Genomic DNA, 17,656 nt, shown 5'->3' on the forward strand with positions numbered 1-17,656 from the left:
TTACAATTAGTAACAAAAAACGCTAGTTTAAACTAGCGTTTTCTTTTTCGGGTTGCCATATAGTTTTCTATTGCTTCTTTGGTGGTGTACCAATTTCGGCCTTCTTTGTAAGCATCGATTTTTCCTGTTCTGGCCAATAAACTTATGTATTCTTGGCCGAAAGGGGTATCTGGTTCACTAACAATGTTTTGAATAGATTGATAGTCATAAGTGCTTCCTGGCATCGCGCTTAGATAAATATTGAGTGTTCTTTCGAGTGCTTGGCACATTAAAAGGGTTAGTTTCTGATAATTACCATTATTAGCTTGATTAAGCGCTTCGTAATATTTTTTTCTGTCATTTTTAAGAATAATGGCTGGCGGAAAACCACATCGCATCAACAATAAATTCATGCTTAATCGAACGGTGCGCCCATTTCCATCAAAAAAAGGATGAATCCAGACTAATTTGTGATGATATATTGTTGCGAGTTCAATATCATTTAAACCAAGCGGATTTGTATTAATAAACTCGATTAACTCATCTAGATAATCGGAGACTTTATTGGCATTTGGAGGCATAAAACTAGCACCTGAAATGCGAACTCCTCCGTTACGAATTCTTCCAGCAAAATCTTCTTCGATAGAGCGCATTACCAAACCATGAATAGAAAGAATGTCTATACTTCTTAGTTTGTAATTTTCATCTACAATAGAGTATAGGTAATCAATGGCTTTATCATGATTATGGGTTTCAAAATGTTCACGAAGTGATTTTCCTTTAATAGTAATCCCTTCTTGAATAACCATTTGAGTTTCTCTTAGACTGAGTGTATTTCCTTCAATGCTATTAGAATTATAAGTCCATTCTAGAGAAAGACTTTCTCTTATTTTATTCAAGGCAATATTGGGCAATGGTCTGCTGTTTTGCAGTTCTTGCCTTTTTTGGTACAATCGATCAAAGGTTGATTGAAATTCTTCTCGGTATGTTAGGTCAATATTAAACATAATCCTACAAAGATACTTCTTAATATCGGATAAATGAAATTTTTAACGTATCCGATATTAAAGATTATTCAATCGTCATAGAACGAAGTTTTGTTCTATAAGCTTCAAGTGCTATCGATTTTGAAATGAATCCGTGGTATTTTCCATCTCTTAGAACAGGTAGAAAAGCAGATTTGGTAGTTTCAAATTTACGCATTACGATTTCCATACTGTCAAGTGTAGAAATTGTGGCAGCTGGCGCTTTCATTACATCTCTAATGAAAGTATATTTTACGCGGTAAGAATTAAATATAATTTCTCGAATATCGTTAAAATGAACTACTCCGACCAAATCTTTATCATTGTTTACAACTGCAAAAACCACTTGGTTAGAGTGCGAAATCAGGTCTACCAACTTGCTCATGTTTTCATCTGGATGAACAGTCAGATAATCGCATTGAATAATGGAATCGATGTCTAAAGTCGATAAAATATTAGAATCTTTATTGCTTGTAAAGGCATGGCCTTTTTTCGCTAATCCTTTTACATCAAGCGAATACTTCTCAAAACGTTTAGAAATGGCAAAACTAATGGAAGAAACAATCATTAGCGGAATCATTAATCCGTAACCTCCTGTAATTTCTGCAATTAAGAAGATTGCAGTTAAAGGCGCGTGAAATAAACCACTTAAAATTCCAGCCATTCCGACCATAGTGAAATTACTGATAGGAAGTTTTGATAGACCTATCATCGTAACTAGTTTAGAGAAGAAATATCCTAAATACGATCCTAAGAATAGAGAAGGAGCGAAGTTTCCTCCATTTCCACCGCTTCCTAGGGTTAATCCTGAAGCAAATACTTTAACCATCATAGTGGCTCCAATAAATAAAAGTAAGACCCACTGATTATTTCTGAAATCAGCAAATAATGTGTTGTCTAATAGTTTTCCAGGATCGGTTTCAGATAAGGTTTTGATGCTTTCGTATCCCTCACCAAACAGAGTAGGAAAAATAAAAATTAACAAAGCAAGAAGAGAGGAACCAATTAAAGCTTTTCTGTAAGGATTGATTTGCTGTTTCGCAAAATAATGCTCTACTCTCTGGAAATTTCTTGAATAATAAATCGCTGCCAATCCAGTAAGCACACCTAAAATAACATAAAATGGAATGTTATGATAATCAAATGTTTCTTGTTTTTTGAAACTTAAAAGAATGCTTTCATCCAAAACAATTGCTGAAACCAAAGCACCTGTTGCAGCAGAAATCATAATTGGAGTAAAAGCAGAAATACTAACATCTACCAATAAAACTTCAATAGCAAAAAGAACTCCTGCAATTGGGGCGTTAAATGCTGCTGCGATTCCAGCCGCAACTCCGCATCCAATTAATAAAGTTCGATCCTTATACTGCATCTTATAATTCTGGGCATAATTGGAACCAAATGCTGCTCCAGTAATTACGATTGGACTCTCTAAACCAGCAGAACCTCCTAAACCTACAGTTAACGAACTTGTCACAATTTGAGCGTACATCTGCTTTCTCGGAATAATACTAGCTTTTTTGGCAACTGCATATAAGATTTGAGATGTCCCTTTTTGGATACTTCCATTAAGAACTTTATTTACTACGAAAACGGTTAATGTAATACCGATGATAGGCAGGATACTGTTAATGAAACTCAATTTCAGGATTCCATTAATATAGGTGGCAAAAGAGAATACGCTATGTGCGAAAGTTTTAAGCACGATAACCGCAAGGGAACAAGATATTCCGATAAGAACGCTTGACAAAAAAAGAAACTGCTTTGGAGTCATTAAGGATTGTGCCAAAGCAATGATGCTTTCGAGTCTTCTGAAATATTTTTTTAGCATTCTGTTTTAAAATTATCGTTCTTACAAAATTAGTTTATAATGTTAGATTAAAAAAATAAAAACTGAGAACTCTTAAAAACCAACGGCTTTATCATCGCCTCTAAAGTCTGCTCCCCCTTCTAATTTATTGTCAGGTAAAACCAAAATAGCATCTACTTTTCCTATTATTGGAGTTGGTTTTTCGTTGATAATATAACTTTTAGCTTTAAGGTTATCTATGGTTTTGGATGCAAAAGTATTCGGCTCGAAAGTAATTAAATCTGGAAGCCACTGATGATGAAAACGAGGAGCATTAACTGCTTCTTGCATGCTTAAATTATATTCGTAAACGTTTAAAATAGTCTGTAAAACTGAAGTTATAATAGTTGAACCTCCCGGCGTTCCAACTACCATAAAAAGTTTTCCGTTTTTTTCTACAATTGTTGGTGTCATAGAACTTAGCATTCGTTTTTGCGGAGCGATGCTGTTGGCTTCATTTCCAACCAGACCAAACATATTTGGAGAGCCAGGTTTAGCACTAAAATCGTCCATTTCATTATTTAAAAAGAAACCAAGTTCATCACAATAATATTTAGAACCATAACCATCATTTAAGGTTGTTGTCGCAGCAATAGCATTTCCGAATTGGTCTACAATCGAATAATGTGTAGTTTCTGTACTTTCGGCATAATTTACTTTTCCTTCTTTTATTTCGCTAGACAAAGTTGCTTTTTCCGGATTAAAACTGGCCATTCTTTCATGAAGATAGTTTTCATTTAATAATTCTTTCATCGGAATTTTGACAAAATCTGGATCGCCTAAAAAATAGCTTCTATCGGCATAAGCTCTTCTTTCAGCTTCAACAATTACCTGAATGGCTTCTGCAGAATTATGTCCCATTTTGGCTAAATCATAAGGTTCAAGCATTTTTAAGATTTGAGCCAGACAGATTCCGCCGCTACTTGGCGGAGCCATCGAAGTGATTTTTAAATCTTTATAAGTAAATTGTAAAGGTTTTCTCCATTTGGCTTCATATTTGGCTAAATCTTGCATGGTAATAATACCGCCTTTTTCCTTAAGATAATTGACTAAGATTTTTGCCGTTTCACCTTTATAAAATTCGTTTCTTCCTTTTTTCTGAATTCTTTTTAAAGTTTTGGCTAAAGCTGGATATTTGATGGTATCGTTTTCTTTGTAAGCTTTTGATGCTGGAGAATCCTCCCCGTTTATTTTTACAATGCTTTCATGATAATCCTTTAAGCTTTTCTCTTGTTTTTTGGTCAATACAACACCTCTTTCTGCTAAAGCAATTACGGGCTCAAGAATTTTAGAAATAGGCATTGTGCCGTATTTTTTATGTACAGCAAAAACACCTGCAATAGTTCCTGGAACGCCAATGGCAAGTGCTGTTTGAGTGCTTTTTCCTTTTATAACATTTCCTTCACTATCTAAAAACATATCTTTTGTAGCAGCTAGTGGCGCTTTTTCGCGATAATCCAAAGAACCGACTTCGCCATTTGCTTTTCTATACACCATAAATCCGCCACCGCCTATGTTTCCCGCAAACGGAAAAGCAACTGCTAGAGCCAATTCAGTTCCAACCATGGCATCAAAAGCATTTCCGCCTTTTTTCATAATATCAGAACCAATTTTTGAAGCTTCTTCGCGAGCTGAAACTACCATTGCTTTTGTAACTACCAATCCATTCGGATTTGGAGCTGTCTGTTGTGCATTAGTGCTGCTTATATATAAAAGGGCGATTAAAATCGTAATTTTTTTCATGTGTAATAAAATTAAATTGACTTAAAGAGAGAGTAGTTTTTCTTGAGCCTTCTTTCTCATTTCCTCAAAAAAAAGTGTGAATTCTTTTTCAAATTCGTCATAAAATTCAGTAAGCTCTTCAACGGCATACTGCATCTGCGAAGTATTTTTAGATCTTCTATCCATTTGGGTCAAAATGTTCTGGATTCCTTCGGTAGTGCGATAACTCAAAAGCCAGTTTCTTTCAATCATATAAGGCATCAAACCTTGTGTTTTTTCGGTTAAAATATCATAATTATCGTGTAAGGAATTGTAAAAACGTTTCACAAAAAGCGCTAATTCTTCATTAGAATATTGTGTCCAGTTTTTAGCTAAGAAATGATCGTAAACGATATCTACAATAACTCCCGCATAATGATGGTATCGCTCATGAAGACGTTTAGTGCTTTTTCTAAAGATATCATGAGAATCGGTATAAGTGTCAATGAATCGATGCAGTAAAATTCCCTTTTGTACATCTTCAGGAAAATGTTCAAGCTGCTTACCGCGAATTCCATCCGCCATAAAATTCCCGATTTTAATTAAATCATTGTCTCCAGAAAGATATATATGGGCTAAGAAATTCATTTTTTAAAGTTTCTAAGAATCTAAATGCTGTAAAGATTCTAAGTTATTTAGTAAATGTATAAAAACTTTTTTAAATCATTTTGTTATAAAAACGACTAGATGCAAGTAGGTTCTTACAGGTTAAATTTAAAATCTTAGAAACTTAGCACCTTAGTAACTCAGTAACTTTTTTATATTTGTAAAAAAATAACCCTAACTCATTAAAATGACTCTAATAAAATCTATTTCTGGAATCCGCGGAACGATCGGAGGAAAAGTAGGAGATAATTTAACTCCTGTTGATGCTGTAAAATTTGCATCGGCATACGGAACTTTCTTAAAAAATAATATTGCTAAAGATAAATTGACAGTTGTAATTGGCCGTGATGCTAGAATTTCTGGACCAATGATTCATAATTTAGTAGTTAATACTTTAATTGGTTTAGGAATCGATGTAATCGATCTTGGACTTTCTACAACGCCAACTGTTGAAGTAGCTGTTCCTTTGGAAAAAGCTGACGGCGGAATTATCTTAACAGCATCTCATAATCCAAAGCAATGGAATGCTTTAAAATTATTAAATGCTAAAGGTGAGTTTTTAAGCGGAGCTGACGGAGCAAAAATCCTTGAAATTGCTGAAGCTGAAGCTTTTGATTTTTCTGATGTAGACAGTTTAGGTGAAGTTATTTCTAATGACGCTTACATGGATATTCATATCGATGAAGTTTTAAACTTGCCATTGGTTGATATCGAAGCTGTTAAAGAAGCTAAATTTAAAGTGGTGGTTGATGGTGTAAACTCTTCTGGAGGAATTATTATTCCGAAACTGCTAAAATTAATGGGAGTTGAAGTGGTTGAATTGTACTGCGAACCAAACGGACATTTTCCTCATAACCCAGAACCTTTAAAAGAGCATTTAACTGATATTTCTGAGCTTGTTGTAAAAGAAAAAGCTGATTTTGGAATTGTAGTAGATCCAGATGTAGATCGTTTAGCTTTTATTAGTGAAGATGGTGAAATGTTTGGTGAAGAATATACTTTGGTTGCCTGTGCAGATTATGTTTTAAGTAAAACTCCAGGAAACACAGTTTCTAATATGTCATCTTCTCGTGCTTTAAGAGATGTTACTAAAGCCCACGGCGGAAGCTACGAAGCAAGTGCAGTAGGAGAAGTGAATGTGGTAGAATTAATGAAGAAAAACAATGCTATTATTGGTGGTGAAGGTAACGGTGGAATTATCTATCCTGAGTTGCACTACGGACGTGATAGCTTGGTTGGAGTAGCCTTATTTTTAACGCATTTAGCAAATAAAAAAATGCCAGTTTCTGCTTTGAGAGCTTCTTATCCAGAATATTACATGAGTAAGAATAAAATTGAATTGACTCCGCAAATTGATGTTGATGCGATTTTAACTCAAATGACAGAGAAATACAAAAATGAAGATATTTCGACAATTGACGGTGTAAAAATTGATTTTGCAACAGAATGGGTTCATTTAAGAAAATCAAACACAGAACCAATTATCCGTATTTATACTGAAGCTCCTTCTCAAGATGCAGCAGATAAATTAGCACTAAGAATTATTGATGAGATTAAAGTAATTGCTGGAATTTAATATTTCAGTCTTTAAATAAAAAAAACCTCTTTGGAAATTTCTAAAGAGGCTTTTTCTGTTTGATTGTATTTATATTAACACATAGCAACATAGCTTTTTGGAACTTATTAAAGGCGTTTCACTTTGAATAAATACACATAGAGCTATGTGTTAAAGCTAGCTTTTTCTTTAATCTTAAAACAAAACAATAAAATTCTATGTTTCTATGTGTTAAAATTAAATTTATTCAATTCTGTGTTTCCATCTTTTGTGTGTCCACAAATAGAATTCTGGAGCTTCTAGAATTTGTTTTTCTACTTCTTTAAGATACATTTCAGTGATTTTAAAGTTTTCAAATTCTTTAGGATTATCAGCAAGAGGAATAAATGTAGCCTCATAATATCCTCTTCTAACCTTTTTAACCTCCACAAAAAGTACAGCCAAATCATATTTTTTGGCTAATGTTTCGGCACCCGTATGCACAGGAACTTCAACACCCATAAATTTCATCGAATGAAAAATCCTTTCCATCTTTGGCGATTGGTCGCTTGCTAAACCATAAAGGCTTAAAATGCCTTCTCGCTGGTTTTTTGCCATTGTTGGAATTGCTTTTTTGGTTTCAATCATCTCGGTGTTGTATTTAGAGCGGATTTTTCGAATTAATCTATCAAAATAAGGGTTAGCCAGCCTTTTGTAAACAGCAACTCCTTGAAATCCAAGTTTAGGATTAATGGTTAAAAGCCACTCATAACTTGCATAATGTGAAGCCACAAGAATCACGCTTTTTCCTCTTTTAGCATAATCAAGTACAAGATCAATGTTTGTTACATGAAATCTTCTTTCCATTTCCTCAGGAGACATGCTCATGGTTTTTACCATTTCCAGAAACAGGTCACACATATGTTTGTAGAATTTTTTTTCGATCACTTTTCTTTCCGCATCATTTAAATGAGGCAAAGTAAGTGCCAAGTTTTCACGCACTACTTTTTTACGATAACCGATAACTCTGTATACCAAAAAGCAGACAAAATCTGAGAATAAGTAGAATATCGGAAATGGTAATATAGAGATAAGCCAAAGTAGAGGATAGGCCAAAATATAAACAAGAAACTGCATGTAAATTTTTTTTACAAAGATAAATTAAAAATGATTAACGACTGCTATTTTGCTTTCGTGCTAACTTATCTTTAAGAATGATTATATTTACAATTCTGAATTCACAATATACTATTACTTATGAATATTATTTTAATAGCGATTATCGTTGCGAACGTTGTTATTAGTTACAAGGGATTTAACGATCTTTATTTTTTTAGAAAATACGAATTTCATGTAGGAAGTATTCGCTCTGGAGAACAGATCAGAATGCTGTCTTCGGGCTTTTTGCATGTAGACATGATGCATTTAATTTTTAATATGCTGACTTTGTATTTTTTTGCCCCCGTTGTTTTAAACTGGCTCGGAAATTTTTCTTTTGTTTTGGTCTATTTCGGAAGTTTAATTTTCGGAAGCCTTCTTACTATGTTATTCCATAAAAACGATTATAGCTATAGAGCCGTTGGAGCATCTGGCGCTGTAACCGGAGTTTTGTATTCGGCAATATTGCTGCAGCCTGACATGACGCTTGGAATATTTTTTATCATCCCGATGCCTGCTTATCTTTTCGGAATTTTGTATTTATTATACTCAATTTATGGAATGAAAGCCAAAAATGACAATATTGGGCATACAGCGCACTTTGGGGGCGCTATAGGTGGGTATTTGATCACTTTGATAAAAATGCCATCATTAATTACAGACCATACAATGATGGTGATCCTCCTTGCAATACCAATTTTGATACTTTTTGGAATGGCAAAATTGGGGAAATTGTAATGTTGGCACAACTTTTGAAAAGTTTCAATTAAACATTAAAATATAACAAAAATGAAAAAACTAGTATTATTTTTAACAATCATGTTTATGACTATGTCTTACGGCCAAGAAATCAAACAAGTTCCTCTAATCAATGTTAACGGGGAAGGAAAAGTAAAAGTAGCACCTGATCAGGTTTGTATTTCAGCTTCGGTTGAAACAAAAGGGAATAATGCTAAAGACGTCAAAAAGCAAAATGACGAAAAGATGGATGCTGTTCTAAAATTCATCAAAAAAATGAATATCCCAACAGCAGATTTCAAAACAAAACAAGTAGCTCTAAATCCACAGTACGATTACGAGAAAAAGAAAACTTCTTATAACGCTACACAAACTGTAGAAATCGTAGTAAAAGATTTGGCTAAGTATGATGAATTAATGGAAGGGTTAGTTCAGCAGGGAATTAACAGAATTGACAAAGTTTCTTTTGAAACATCTAAATTAGCGCAATACGAATCTGAGGCTAGAAAACTGGCTATGAAAGATGCTAAGACAAAAGCAGAAGAGTACGTTTCTGTTTTAGGACAAAAAGTAGGTAAAGCGTTTACAATTTCTGATAACTCTCAAATTTACCGTCCACAGCCAATGTATGCTGCTATGAGAATGAAAGAAGCTGACTCAATGGGAGGAGCTGCAAACGAAACTTTAGCAATTGGCGAAATCGAAATTACAGCAAATGTTAGTGTAAGTTTTGTATTAGACTAAACTTTTCTAAATTCTAATATTAAAAATCCAAATTCCAATTCAAACTGGGATTTGGATTTTTTTTTGTTCAAGATTGGAATTTGGATTTTAATTTAAAAGTAGCGGAAGTGTAAATTTAAATGAACTTCCTTTCCCCATTTCACTTTCTACCCAAATGGTTCCTTCGTGAATACTTACGAACTCTTTACAAAGCAACAATCCTAGTCCGCTTCCAAGTTCATTTTCAGTTCCTTTCTGCAATACCTTTCCGTTAATTTTAAATAACTTTTCTTTTATCGCGTCTGGAACTCCGATTCCGTTATCTGTAATAGAAATTTCCACTTTTTGATTTGCTTTCAGCAGTTTGACTTTAACCTCGCCGTTTTTGTCCGTAAATTTTATGGCATTGCTCAGCAGATTTCGTAAAATCGTACTGATCATATTTTGGTCAGCTGCCGTTTCTACAAGTTCGTCCGATTCAAATAAGATTGAAATATTTTTATTTAAAGCCACATTTTTACTCAATTCGATATTCTCTTCGATTAAAGCATTTAGCAATATGTTTTTAGGATTAAAAGTAATCATTCCGGTTTGGACACGCGACCATTCCAATAAGTTTTCAAGCAGTTTGTAAATGTTCTTATTTGAATCATGTAGCATTTCTGATATTTCCTTAATTTCTTCACGGCTGTATTGATCTATATTTTCAAGCAAAATTTCAGATAATGAAACCGATGATCCTAAGGGACCTCTTAAATCGTGAGAAATAATAGAGAAAAATTGGTTTTTATCGCTTAAAAGCTTTTTGATTTTATTATCCTGTCTTTCTTTTACCAAAAGCAAAAAACCTACGATTCCAATTAAGGTCAAAAGAAATAGGCAAATGCTGTACAAGCTATCCAGAGTGTCATTTGAAATAATTAAATTTTGCGGATAAAGATACCTGTGAACCACTCTTATTGCGATTAAAACTTCAAATGCCATATAACACATAACATAAAAAGTCTTAAAAAAGCTTTTTTCTTTTTCTGTAAAATAAGTTATAGTAGGCAATAAATAAATGGCAAATATACCAACGCCACCTATTATTACTCGAGTATTCATGCTTGCATCAAAAAGCGTAGCAATATTAAAAAATAGTATTGCCACAGTGGTAATGGCAATCTGGATCTGAAAAAGCCTTTTTGCTTGCGCTTTAATGAGCGATAACATGGCGATCGTTTCAAAGCAGCAGGCTCCAAAAATCATGGAATTGGCAATGTTGATAGAAGCAAAATCTGGAATAATATTGCGCAAAAGAGCCAGTATCCAAGCGAGCGTAAGTATTAATTTACCTAATCCAAACCATTTTAGTATTTTCTTATTATCGCTAGTGGCATACGAAAAAGAAAAACTAAAAATAAGGATGCAGGTAAAAAAATTACCCCAGAAATAAAGTTGAAAAATAGTTTTTGGATCTACTTGTAAAAGTTCAAACATTTATTGGATTTTGCTTTTTAGAAATCGATTTTACAAATATACGAATAAAGTAAACATTCAAACCCGCGATGAGCGTACGTAGAGCGCTGTTTCTCTATATTTAACAGTTAATTTTCAGTTGAATCTGTTTTTGTATTCTAAGGTTTTTTTAAATTTACATAGAGATAAATTATCTGAAAAAGAGAGAAAAATAAAATTAAGAATTAATTTACATATTGATTTCTTAGATTTGTAATAAGTACCATAAAAACGCTTTGTTATGCCACTAATTGAACAATCAGAATATATTTCTCCTTCTATTATTCATCGCAATAGGCATGTTTCTACTATTTATGCTGCTTTGTTTAAAAAATTTGAAGTTCCAAAATATACAAGAGATAAGCATGAGTTAAATGACGGTGATTTTATCAATATCGATTATATTTTAAATGATTCTAAGAAAGCAGTTATTTTATGCCACGGCTTAGAAGGAGATTCGCGCAGAACGTATAATAACAGTTGTGCGGCCTATTTTCTACAAAAAGGTTTTTCGGTTTTTGCTTGGAACAATCGTACTTGTGGCGGAGAAATGAATCGTCTTCCGAGACTGTATCATCATGGCGCAATTGACGATCTTGATGAAGTGGTTCAGTTTGCATTGCAAAAAGGATTTGAAGATATTTATTTAATAGGATATTCGATGGGAGGTGTTCAGCTCCTTAATTATTTAGGATGGACAAAAATCGATGAACGTATAAAAGCAGCAGTTTCTATTTCCGTTCCTACTCATATTGCGACAAGCGCAGAAGTGCTTAAGCAAGGTTTTAACAGAGTGTATCTAAAGAATTTTACAATAGATATTAAGAAGAAACTGAAATACAAAGCTGCACAATTTCCTGATTTCATCAACCGTGATCAAATTGATAATATTTCAACTTTTGATGAAGTAGATCAATATTTTACGGCTCCCTTGCATGGATTTGCTAGCCGTGATGATTATTACGAACGTGTTTCTCCAGAGTTTTCACTTAAAGATATTACTACTCCGGTTTTGATTATAAATTCGCTAGACGATCCTTTTTTGGGCGAAAGATGTTATCCGAGAACTATCGCCAAAAATAGTGCATTTGTTTATTTGGAAACTCCAAAATATGGTGGGCATTGTGCTTTTCCACTTCGTGATTCTGAATATTCTTATGCCGAGAAAAGAGCTTTTGAGTTTTTTGAATCTTTCAAATCTAATGATACTTTCAATTTAGGAAATCTTTAATTTATTCATCTCCAGAATTCTCAATCTCAGAGGGCGCTTTTTTTCTAATGCTAGTACTCAGATAAAAAAACAATCGTATCGTGTGATTCATATCATATTGATAGCCAGAATATTTTTGCTGGTAGACATTCATATATCCAAAATCATAACTCCATTTAGGATTGATATTTTTTTTGATTCCGATAAAAAATCGATTTTGATCAAAAGTATTGTAAACAACTTCTTCTCCAAAATGCAGTAAAATTTCATCTGAAAGGACCATTTGAGGCCACGATTTTTTATCGGAAATTCGGAAAGTGAAACTCATCAGATAGCGAATTCTATCGGTAAAGCGCCAATCGCCGCTGGATTTATCATTGACGATTTTTTCCTGCCAGCGCTGTTCATTTCGCAAACGTTGCAAAATGCTTACATTTCCAAATTTTGTATTTAACTGAGCCTGCTGATAAATTCTGTTTTCATCCGAAAAAGTACTCCAATCGGGATTTGATGGAGCAAGCCACATGTGCGCATATCCTAGATTTAAGGAAATATTTGAATTTGGTATATAACTGATACCGCCTCTTATAAAATAAAAACTCGGATCGGAAACAAAATCATTTCGCCTGATATGAAAATCACCAATCACACCCCAATGATCTGCAAATTTGGTAACGGTATTGATAGAAACCCAGGTCTGAAGCTGTTGGTTAATGTCTTTTTTTTGAGTTTGTCCTAATGTGCTTAAAGAGAACAATATAATTAGCAATCTAATAAAATTGTTTTTCATATTAAAAACGCTAGAAATTAGTAAAAAATAAATTTCTTTTGAATCAGTCTAAGGCAATTATGGAAACAATTAGTACAAGTAAAGATATTGTTTTTTAATGAGAATATTCGAATTAAATAAAAAGTTTAATACTCTTTAAATCAGTATTTTGTGTTTTTATTTTTGAAGTTTAAAAATGTTTTTAGCTAATTGATTTTATATATTAATCAAAATATTTAATCATTTGATTAAAATTATTGTTTAAAGTATTTTAAAATAATTTATATTTGTATGTAAATCATTAGAAATGAGTGTTTCAGAGAAAAAAGATTCAACTACAGAAGAAAAAATAAAAACGGCGGCCAAAACTGTTTTTTATAAAAAAGGCTTTTCAGCAACCCGAACGAGAGATATTGCCGAAGAAGCCGATTTGAATCTTGCTTTGCTTAATTATTATTTTAGAAGTAAGGCTAAACTTTTTGAAATCATAATGACCGAAACTTTATCTGGTTTTATAGGAAGTATGAAAGTGATTTTGAACGATGAAAAAACTTCTTTGGAGCAAAAAGTGCAAATTATTGCCGAGCGATATATTGATTTCATCAGCGTCGAACCAGAAATTCCAACCTTTATTTTAACTGAAATCCGCAATAATCCAGAAGGACTTTTAAAGAGACTGCCAATTAAAGAAATCGTAAATGAATCGTTTTTTATTCAGCAATTTCAGAAAGCAGTTCAAAATAAAGAAATAGCAGAGCCGAATCCGTTGCATTTTATAATGAATGTAATGGGATTAGTGGTTTTTCCATTTATAGCAAAACCAATAATTATGGGAAGTAAAAATCTTGAAGTTTCTCAGTTTCATGCTTTAATGCAAGAGCGCAAGAAAAAAATTCCAATATGGATTAAAATGATGTTTACAGCTGTCTAATACTAACTAGAAGTTAATTTTATATACGATGAGGAAATTATACTTTAAATATATAGGAATCTTATTCTTTATAACTTCACAGGCACAGACTTTGACAATTGATCAGAGTTATCAGCTTGCCGTTGAAAATTATCCTTTAATCAAACAATATGAGCTAATAGAAAAAAGTAAAGAATATACTTTGAGTAATGCGAATAAAGCCTATTTGCCTCAGATAAGCTTAACTGCAATTGAAGGATATGTTTTTGGAGATTTTCCAAGTTTGGGCGGTTCTGGTAATGACAGCAAATTTAAGTTTATTGGTCTCGGGCAAGTCAATCAGGTTATTTGGGATGGAGGAGCCACTAAGACACAGAAAAAGATAATTAATGCCTCTTCAGAGATTGATAAAGCTTCTCTAGAAGTTTCGCTTTACGATTTACGTTCTAGGGTAAATCAGCTTTATTTCGGCGTATTGCTTATAGACGAGCAATTGAAACAGTTGCAGATACAAAACAGTATTATTGCCAATAATATTGATAAGGTTAAAAAACTTCATGAAAATGGTTTAGCATACAAAACTGATGTTGATGAAATGAAAGCCGAACAGCTCAATCTCAGCAGACAGAAAAAAGACTTTGAGTATACTAAATCGGGTTACCAAACCATGCTTTCCTATTTGATTGGGAAAAATATCAATCAGGAAAAATTGGGAAAACCTTTAAATTCTTCCAGTATTGACACCATAATCAAACGTCCCGAACAGCAGCTTTTTGCCAATCAGCGTAATCTGGTAAATGCACAATCCGATATGCAGAAAGTCAGTCTTATGCCCAAAGTCGGATTATTAGGAGCGGGTATTGCATTGGCACCAGGAATTAATTTAGGCGCTAATAAAATTTCTACGGTTGGCGTTGCCGGATTAAGCGTCGGATGGGACGTAAACGGGCTGTATAAAAACTCCAATGAAAAACAGCTGAAAGAGCAGAATTTGAAAAAAATAGAAGTGCAGGAAGAGACATTTTTATTTAATACGAGATTTCAAATGAATCAAAAAACAGCAGATATCGAAAGACAAAAAGCCATTTTGAAAGACGATGATGAAATTGTAAAACTTCGTCAGACTATTCGCGAAGGATATCAGCTGAAATATGACACTGGCGCTGGCCCGTTGATCGATTTACTGAATGCAACCGAAAAAGAAGGAAATGCGCGTGCAGAAAAAGCATTGCACGAAATTCAATTGCTTATGACAGAATACGAGTATCAGACAATCAAAGGAAATTAATACTATACATTATGAAAAAGATAAAGCTTTTATATTTTCTTATTCCAGCAATATTCATGTTTTCCTGCAATGATAAAGAAAATGATTTTGATGCTTCAGGTTCTTTTGAAGCTGTTGAAACCATTATGTCAGCAGAAGCAAATGGGCAGATTTTACAATTAAATGTAGAAGAAGGTCAGCAATTAGAAGCAGGACAAAAAGTAGGTTTTATAGACAGTACACAGCTTGCTATAAACAAAATGCAATTAAGGCAGAACGAAAAAGCGATTCTTAGCGGTAGGCCGCAAATACAAATTCAGACTGAAAGTTTAAAAAGACAGCTTGATAATGCCATTTTAGATCGAAATAGAACAGAAAAATTGGTAAAAGGCGGAGTGGCTTCTCAAAAACAATTAGATGATATAAATTCTAAAGTCGCTGCTCTACAAGCTCAGATAAAGGCTCAGAAAAGCTCATTGGAAACTACAAATGAAAATTTAACTCAACAAGGAAATACGGTTGGTGTTCAGTTAAAAGGAATTGAAGATCAATTGAGTAAAAGTGTAATTGTGAATCCGATAAAAGGAACCGTTTTGGTAAAATATGCAGAACAGTATGAAATGGCTGTAATTGGAAAACCGTTATATAAAATTGCCAATTTAGAAACTCTCGACTTGAGAGCTTATATTACAGGAACACAATTACCACAAATAAAAATAGGACAGCAGGTAAAAGTGCGTATTGATCAAGGCGAAAAGAAGTACAAAGAATATCAGGGAACAATTGGCTGGATTTCGGACAAATCGGAGTTTTCTCCAAAAACAATTCCAACCAAAGACGAACGCGCCAATTTGGTTTATGCTATAAAAGTAAGGGTGAAAAATGATGGATATTTGAAAATTGGTATGTATGGAGAAGTCCTTTGGTCCAAATAAAACAATAATTTATGCCTGCAGTTACATTAAAAAATATTACTAAAAAGTATGGTGATTTTGTCGCTGTAGATGAGGTGTCTTTTGAAGTGAAGAAAGGAGAACTTTTTGGACTAATTGGCCCGGATGGTGCGGGAAAAACTTCAATCTTTCGAATCTTAACGACATTGCTGCTTGCAGAAGGGGGCACAGCAACTGTTGAAGGACATGATGTTGTAAAAGAGTTTCAGGAAATTAGAAATAAAGTGGGCTATATGCCTGGTAAATTTTCCTTATATCAGGATTTGACAGTAAAAGAAAACATCGAGTTTTTTGCCACTATTTTCGGTACTACAATTGAAGAAAATTATGATCTGATTAAAGATATTTACGATCAGATAAAACCTTTTAATGACAGACGTGCTGGAAAACTTTCGGGAGGAATGAAACAGAAATTGGCTTTATGCTGTGCGCTAATTCATAAACCTGAAGTATTATTTTTAGATGAACCCACTACTGGTGTTGATGTAGTTTCAAGAAGTGAGTTTTGGGAAATGCTGGCAAAACTTAAAAAGCAAAATATCACAATTGTAGTGTCAACTCCTTACATGGATGAAGCAAAATTATGCGACCGCATTGCTCTTATTCAAAACGGAAAAATAATGACAGTCGATGAGCCGCAGCAAATTATAAAAAGTTTTCCTAAAACACTTTTTGCGGTCAAAGCAAAAAATATTTATAAGCTTTTACAAAATCTTAGAACCGAAAAAGAAATCGAGTATTGTGATGCTTTTGGAGAATTTCTTCATCTTACTCTAGTCTCAGAAAAAGGAGATGAAGAAAAAATTAAAGCTATTGCTCAAAAATACAATCCAGAAGATTTAGAAGTAAAAAAAACAGAACCTACAATAGAGGACAGTTTTATTCGTCTAATGCGAGAACAAGACAATTCTAGAGAACCAAAAGAAATGCTGAATGGAAAATAAAGCTATAATTTGTAAAGATCTGACCAAACAATTTGGAGATTTCAAGGCGGTTGATAAAATTAGTTTTGAAGTGAATGAAGGCGAGATTTTTGGTTTTTTAGGAGCCAATGGTGCAGGAAAAACTACAGCCATGCGAATTCTCTGCGGACTTTCTTTTCCAACTTCTGGAGAAGCTCATGTAGCTGGATTTGATGTTTACAAACAACAGGAAAAAATCAAGAAGAATATTGGTTATATGAGTCAGAAGTTTTCGCTGTATGATAATCTGACTATTTTGGAAAATATTGAATTTTTTGCCGGCGTTTATGGAGTTTCGAGATCTGAAATTAAAGAAAGAAGCAAGGATCTGATTTTGACTTTAGGACTGGAAAAAGAGGCGAAAAAAGTGGTTGGAGGATTGCCTTTAGGATGGAAACAAAAATTGGCTTTTTCTGTTGCAGTTTTTCATCGTCCTAAAATTGTTTTTCTAGACGAACCCACAGGAGGCGTTGATCCAATAACAAGACGTCAGTTTTGGGAAATGATTTATCAGGCGGCAGCTGACGGAATTACGGTTTTTGTCACCACGCATTATATGGATGAAGCCGAATATTGTGATAGAATCAGTATAATGGTTGATGGGCGTGTAGCAGCAATAGATTCTCCATCGGCCTTTAAAAAACGCTTCAATGCCGTTTCTATGGATGAGGTTTTTTATGAATTGGCGCGAAATGCCAAAAGAACATCAGATTAG

At 33.7% G+C, this 17,656-nt stretch carries 16 protein-coding genes; 9 read left to right on the forward strand and 7 right to left on the reverse strand.

Annotated features, from left to right (window positions below):
- Window positions 1-32: 32 nt before the first annotated feature.
- From AC5ZCW_RS09340 to AC5ZCW_RS09355, 4 genes are all read right to left on the reverse strand, one after another.
- Complete coding sequence (locus tag AC5ZCW_RS09340) at window positions 33-986, reverse strand: Fic family protein (RefSeq protein ID WP_496119302.1); 954 nt, start codon at window positions 984-986, stop codon at window positions 33-35.
- 64 nt (window positions 987-1,050) lie between these two features.
- Window positions 1,051-2,835, reverse strand: a complete 1,785-nt coding sequence (locus AC5ZCW_RS09345; RefSeq protein WP_281633170.1) for a chloride channel protein — start codon at window positions 2,833-2,835, stop codon at window positions 1,051-1,053.
- A 72-nt stretch (window positions 2,836-2,907) separates the two neighbouring features.
- Window positions 2,908-4,596, reverse strand: coding sequence for a gamma-glutamyltransferase (ggt, locus tag AC5ZCW_RS09350; protein WP_496119304.1), 1,689 nt, complete (start codon window positions 4,594-4,596; stop codon window positions 2,908-2,910).
- Window positions 4,597-4,617: 21 nt separating this feature from the next.
- Window positions 4,618-5,202, reverse strand: coding sequence for an acyl carrier protein phosphodiesterase (locus AC5ZCW_RS09355; RefSeq protein ID WP_496119306.1), 585 nt, complete (start codon window positions 5,200-5,202; stop codon window positions 4,618-4,620).
- Between the two features lie 205 nt (window positions 5,203-5,407).
- On the opposite strand from AC5ZCW_RS09355, the gene glmM reads away from it, so the two are divergent.
- Window positions 5,408-6,796: a phosphoglucosamine mutase gene (gene glmM / locus AC5ZCW_RS09360; protein ID WP_198856239.1), complete on the forward strand. Its 1,389-nt coding sequence runs from the start codon at window positions 5,408-5,410 to the stop codon at window positions 6,794-6,796.
- Window positions 6,797-7,018: 222 nt separating this feature from the next.
- Here glmM and AC5ZCW_RS09365 read toward each other — a convergent pair whose 3' ends face one another.
- A complete protein-coding gene (locus tag AC5ZCW_RS09365; RefSeq protein WP_496119308.1) occupies window positions 7,019-7,891 on the reverse strand; it encodes a lysophospholipid acyltransferase family protein in 873 nt (290 codons plus the stop codon).
- Window positions 7,892-8,011: 120 nt separating this feature from the next.
- Here AC5ZCW_RS09365 and AC5ZCW_RS09370 point away from each other — a divergent pair, with 120 nt between their 5' ends.
- Both AC5ZCW_RS09370 and AC5ZCW_RS09375 read left to right on the forward strand, forming a co-directional pair.
- A complete protein-coding gene (locus AC5ZCW_RS09370) occupies window positions 8,012-8,650 on the forward strand; it encodes a rhomboid family intramembrane serine protease (protein ID WP_343545222.1) in 639 nt (212 codons plus the stop codon).
- Between the two features lie 51 nt (window positions 8,651-8,701).
- Window positions 8,702-9,394 carry an SIMPL domain-containing protein gene (locus tag AC5ZCW_RS09375; protein WP_281633164.1) on the forward strand — a complete coding sequence of 231 codons (693 nt, stop codon included), beginning with the start codon at window positions 8,702-8,704 and terminating at the stop codon, window positions 9,392-9,394.
- Between the two features lie 87 nt (window positions 9,395-9,481).
- Here the strand turns inward: AC5ZCW_RS09375 and AC5ZCW_RS09380 are convergent, their stop codons facing one another.
- Window positions 9,482-10,852 carry a sensor histidine kinase gene (locus tag AC5ZCW_RS09380; protein WP_496119311.1) on the reverse strand — a complete coding sequence of 457 codons (1,371 nt, stop codon included), beginning with the start codon at window positions 10,850-10,852 and terminating at the stop codon, window positions 9,482-9,484.
- Between the two features lie 259 nt (window positions 10,853-11,111).
- On the opposite strand from AC5ZCW_RS09380, the gene AC5ZCW_RS09385 reads away from it, so the two are divergent.
- Complete coding sequence (locus tag AC5ZCW_RS09385) at window positions 11,112-12,101, forward strand: YheT family hydrolase (RefSeq protein ID WP_496119313.1); 990 nt, start codon at window positions 11,112-11,114, stop codon at window positions 12,099-12,101.
- Between the two features lies 1 nt (window position 12,102).
- Here the strand turns inward: AC5ZCW_RS09385 and AC5ZCW_RS09390 are convergent, their stop codons facing one another.
- Window positions 12,103-12,870 (reverse strand): DUF2490 domain-containing protein, encoded by a 768-nt coding sequence (locus tag AC5ZCW_RS09390; protein WP_281633161.1) that lies wholly within the window; start codon window positions 12,868-12,870, stop codon window positions 12,103-12,105.
- Between the two features lie 286 nt (window positions 12,871-13,156).
- Here AC5ZCW_RS09390 and AC5ZCW_RS09395 point away from each other — a divergent pair, with 286 nt between their 5' ends.
- Genes AC5ZCW_RS09395 through AC5ZCW_RS09415 form a run of 5 tightly spaced genes read left to right on the forward strand, consistent with a single transcriptional unit; the run spans window position 13,157 to window position 17,656 of the window.
- A complete protein-coding gene (locus AC5ZCW_RS09395) occupies window positions 13,157-13,780 on the forward strand; it encodes a TetR/AcrR family transcriptional regulator (RefSeq protein WP_496119315.1) in 624 nt (207 codons plus the stop codon).
- A 28-nt stretch (window positions 13,781-13,808) separates the two neighbouring features.
- The gene (locus AC5ZCW_RS09400; RefSeq protein WP_496119317.1) at window positions 13,809-15,047 is read left to right on the forward strand and encodes a TolC family protein; all 1,239 of its coding nucleotides are present in this window, start codon (window positions 13,809-13,811) and stop codon (window positions 15,045-15,047) included.
- An 11-nt stretch (window positions 15,048-15,058) separates the two neighbouring features.
- Window positions 15,059-15,961, forward strand: a complete 903-nt coding sequence (locus AC5ZCW_RS09405) for an HlyD family secretion protein (protein ID WP_496119319.1) — start codon at window positions 15,059-15,061, stop codon at window positions 15,959-15,961.
- A gap of 11 nt (window positions 15,962-15,972) precedes the next feature.
- The gene (locus AC5ZCW_RS09410; protein ID WP_496119321.1) at window positions 15,973-16,923 is read left to right on the forward strand and encodes an ABC transporter ATP-binding protein; all 951 of its coding nucleotides are present in this window, start codon (window positions 15,973-15,975) and stop codon (window positions 16,921-16,923) included.
- A complete protein-coding gene (locus AC5ZCW_RS09415) occupies window positions 16,913-17,656 on the forward strand; it encodes an ABC transporter ATP-binding protein (RefSeq protein WP_496119323.1) in 744 nt (247 codons plus the stop codon). Before AC5ZCW_RS09410 ends, AC5ZCW_RS09415 begins: the two co-directional genes overlap by 11 nt.

Source organism: Flavobacterium sp. PLA-DH12, from assembly GCF_059511845.1.

Excerpts from the sequence above, each read along its gene's own strand:
- AC5ZCW_RS09345 (WP_281633170.1), bottom strand. The coding sequence starts at position 2,835 with ATGCTAAAAAAATATTTCAGAAGACTCGAAAGCATCATTGCTTTGGCA.
- AC5ZCW_RS09385 (WP_496119313.1), top strand. The coding sequence starts at position 11,112 with ATGCCACTAATTGAACAATCAGAATATATTTCTCCTTCTATTATTCAT.
- AC5ZCW_RS09400 (WP_496119317.1), top strand. The coding sequence starts at position 13,809 with ATGAGGAAATTATACTTTAAATATATAGGAATCTTATTCTTTATAACT.
- AC5ZCW_RS09365 (WP_496119308.1), bottom strand. The coding sequence starts at position 7,891 with ATGCAGTTTCTTGTTTATATTTTGGCCTATCCTCTACTTTGGCTTATC.
- AC5ZCW_RS09415 (WP_496119323.1), top strand. The coding sequence starts at position 16,913 with ATGGAAAATAAAGCTATAATTTGTAAAGATCTGACCAAACAATTTGGA.
- AC5ZCW_RS09395 (WP_496119315.1), top strand. The coding sequence starts at position 13,157 with ATGAGTGTTTCAGAGAAAAAAGATTCAACTACAGAAGAAAAAATAAAA.
- AC5ZCW_RS09390 (WP_281633161.1), bottom strand. The coding sequence starts at position 12,870 with ATGAAAAACAATTTTATTAGATTGCTAATTATATTGTTCTCTTTAAGC.
- glmM (WP_198856239.1), top strand. The coding sequence starts at position 5,408 with ATGACTCTAATAAAATCTATTTCTGGAATCCGCGGAACGATCGGAGGA.
- AC5ZCW_RS09355 (WP_496119306.1), bottom strand. The coding sequence starts at position 5,202 with ATGAATTTCTTAGCCCATATATATCTTTCTGGAGACAATGATTTAATT.
- ggt (WP_496119304.1), bottom strand. The coding sequence starts at position 4,596 with ATGAAAAAAATTACGATTTTAATCGCCCTTTTATATATAAGCAGCACT.
- AC5ZCW_RS09405 (WP_496119319.1), top strand. The coding sequence starts at position 15,059 with ATGAAAAAGATAAAGCTTTTATATTTTCTTATTCCAGCAATATTCATG.
- AC5ZCW_RS09375 (WP_281633164.1), top strand. The coding sequence starts at position 8,702 with ATGAAAAAACTAGTATTATTTTTAACAATCATGTTTATGACTATGTCT.
- AC5ZCW_RS09410 (WP_496119321.1), top strand. The coding sequence starts at position 15,973 with ATGCCTGCAGTTACATTAAAAAATATTACTAAAAAGTATGGTGATTTT.
- AC5ZCW_RS09340 (WP_496119302.1), bottom strand. The coding sequence starts at position 986 with ATGTTTAATATTGACCTAACATACCGAGAAGAATTTCAATCAACCTTT.
- AC5ZCW_RS09370 (WP_343545222.1), top strand. The coding sequence starts at position 8,012 with ATGAATATTATTTTAATAGCGATTATCGTTGCGAACGTTGTTATTAGT.
- AC5ZCW_RS09380 (WP_496119311.1), bottom strand. The coding sequence starts at position 10,852 with ATGTTTGAACTTTTACAAGTAGATCCAAAAACTATTTTTCAACTTTAT.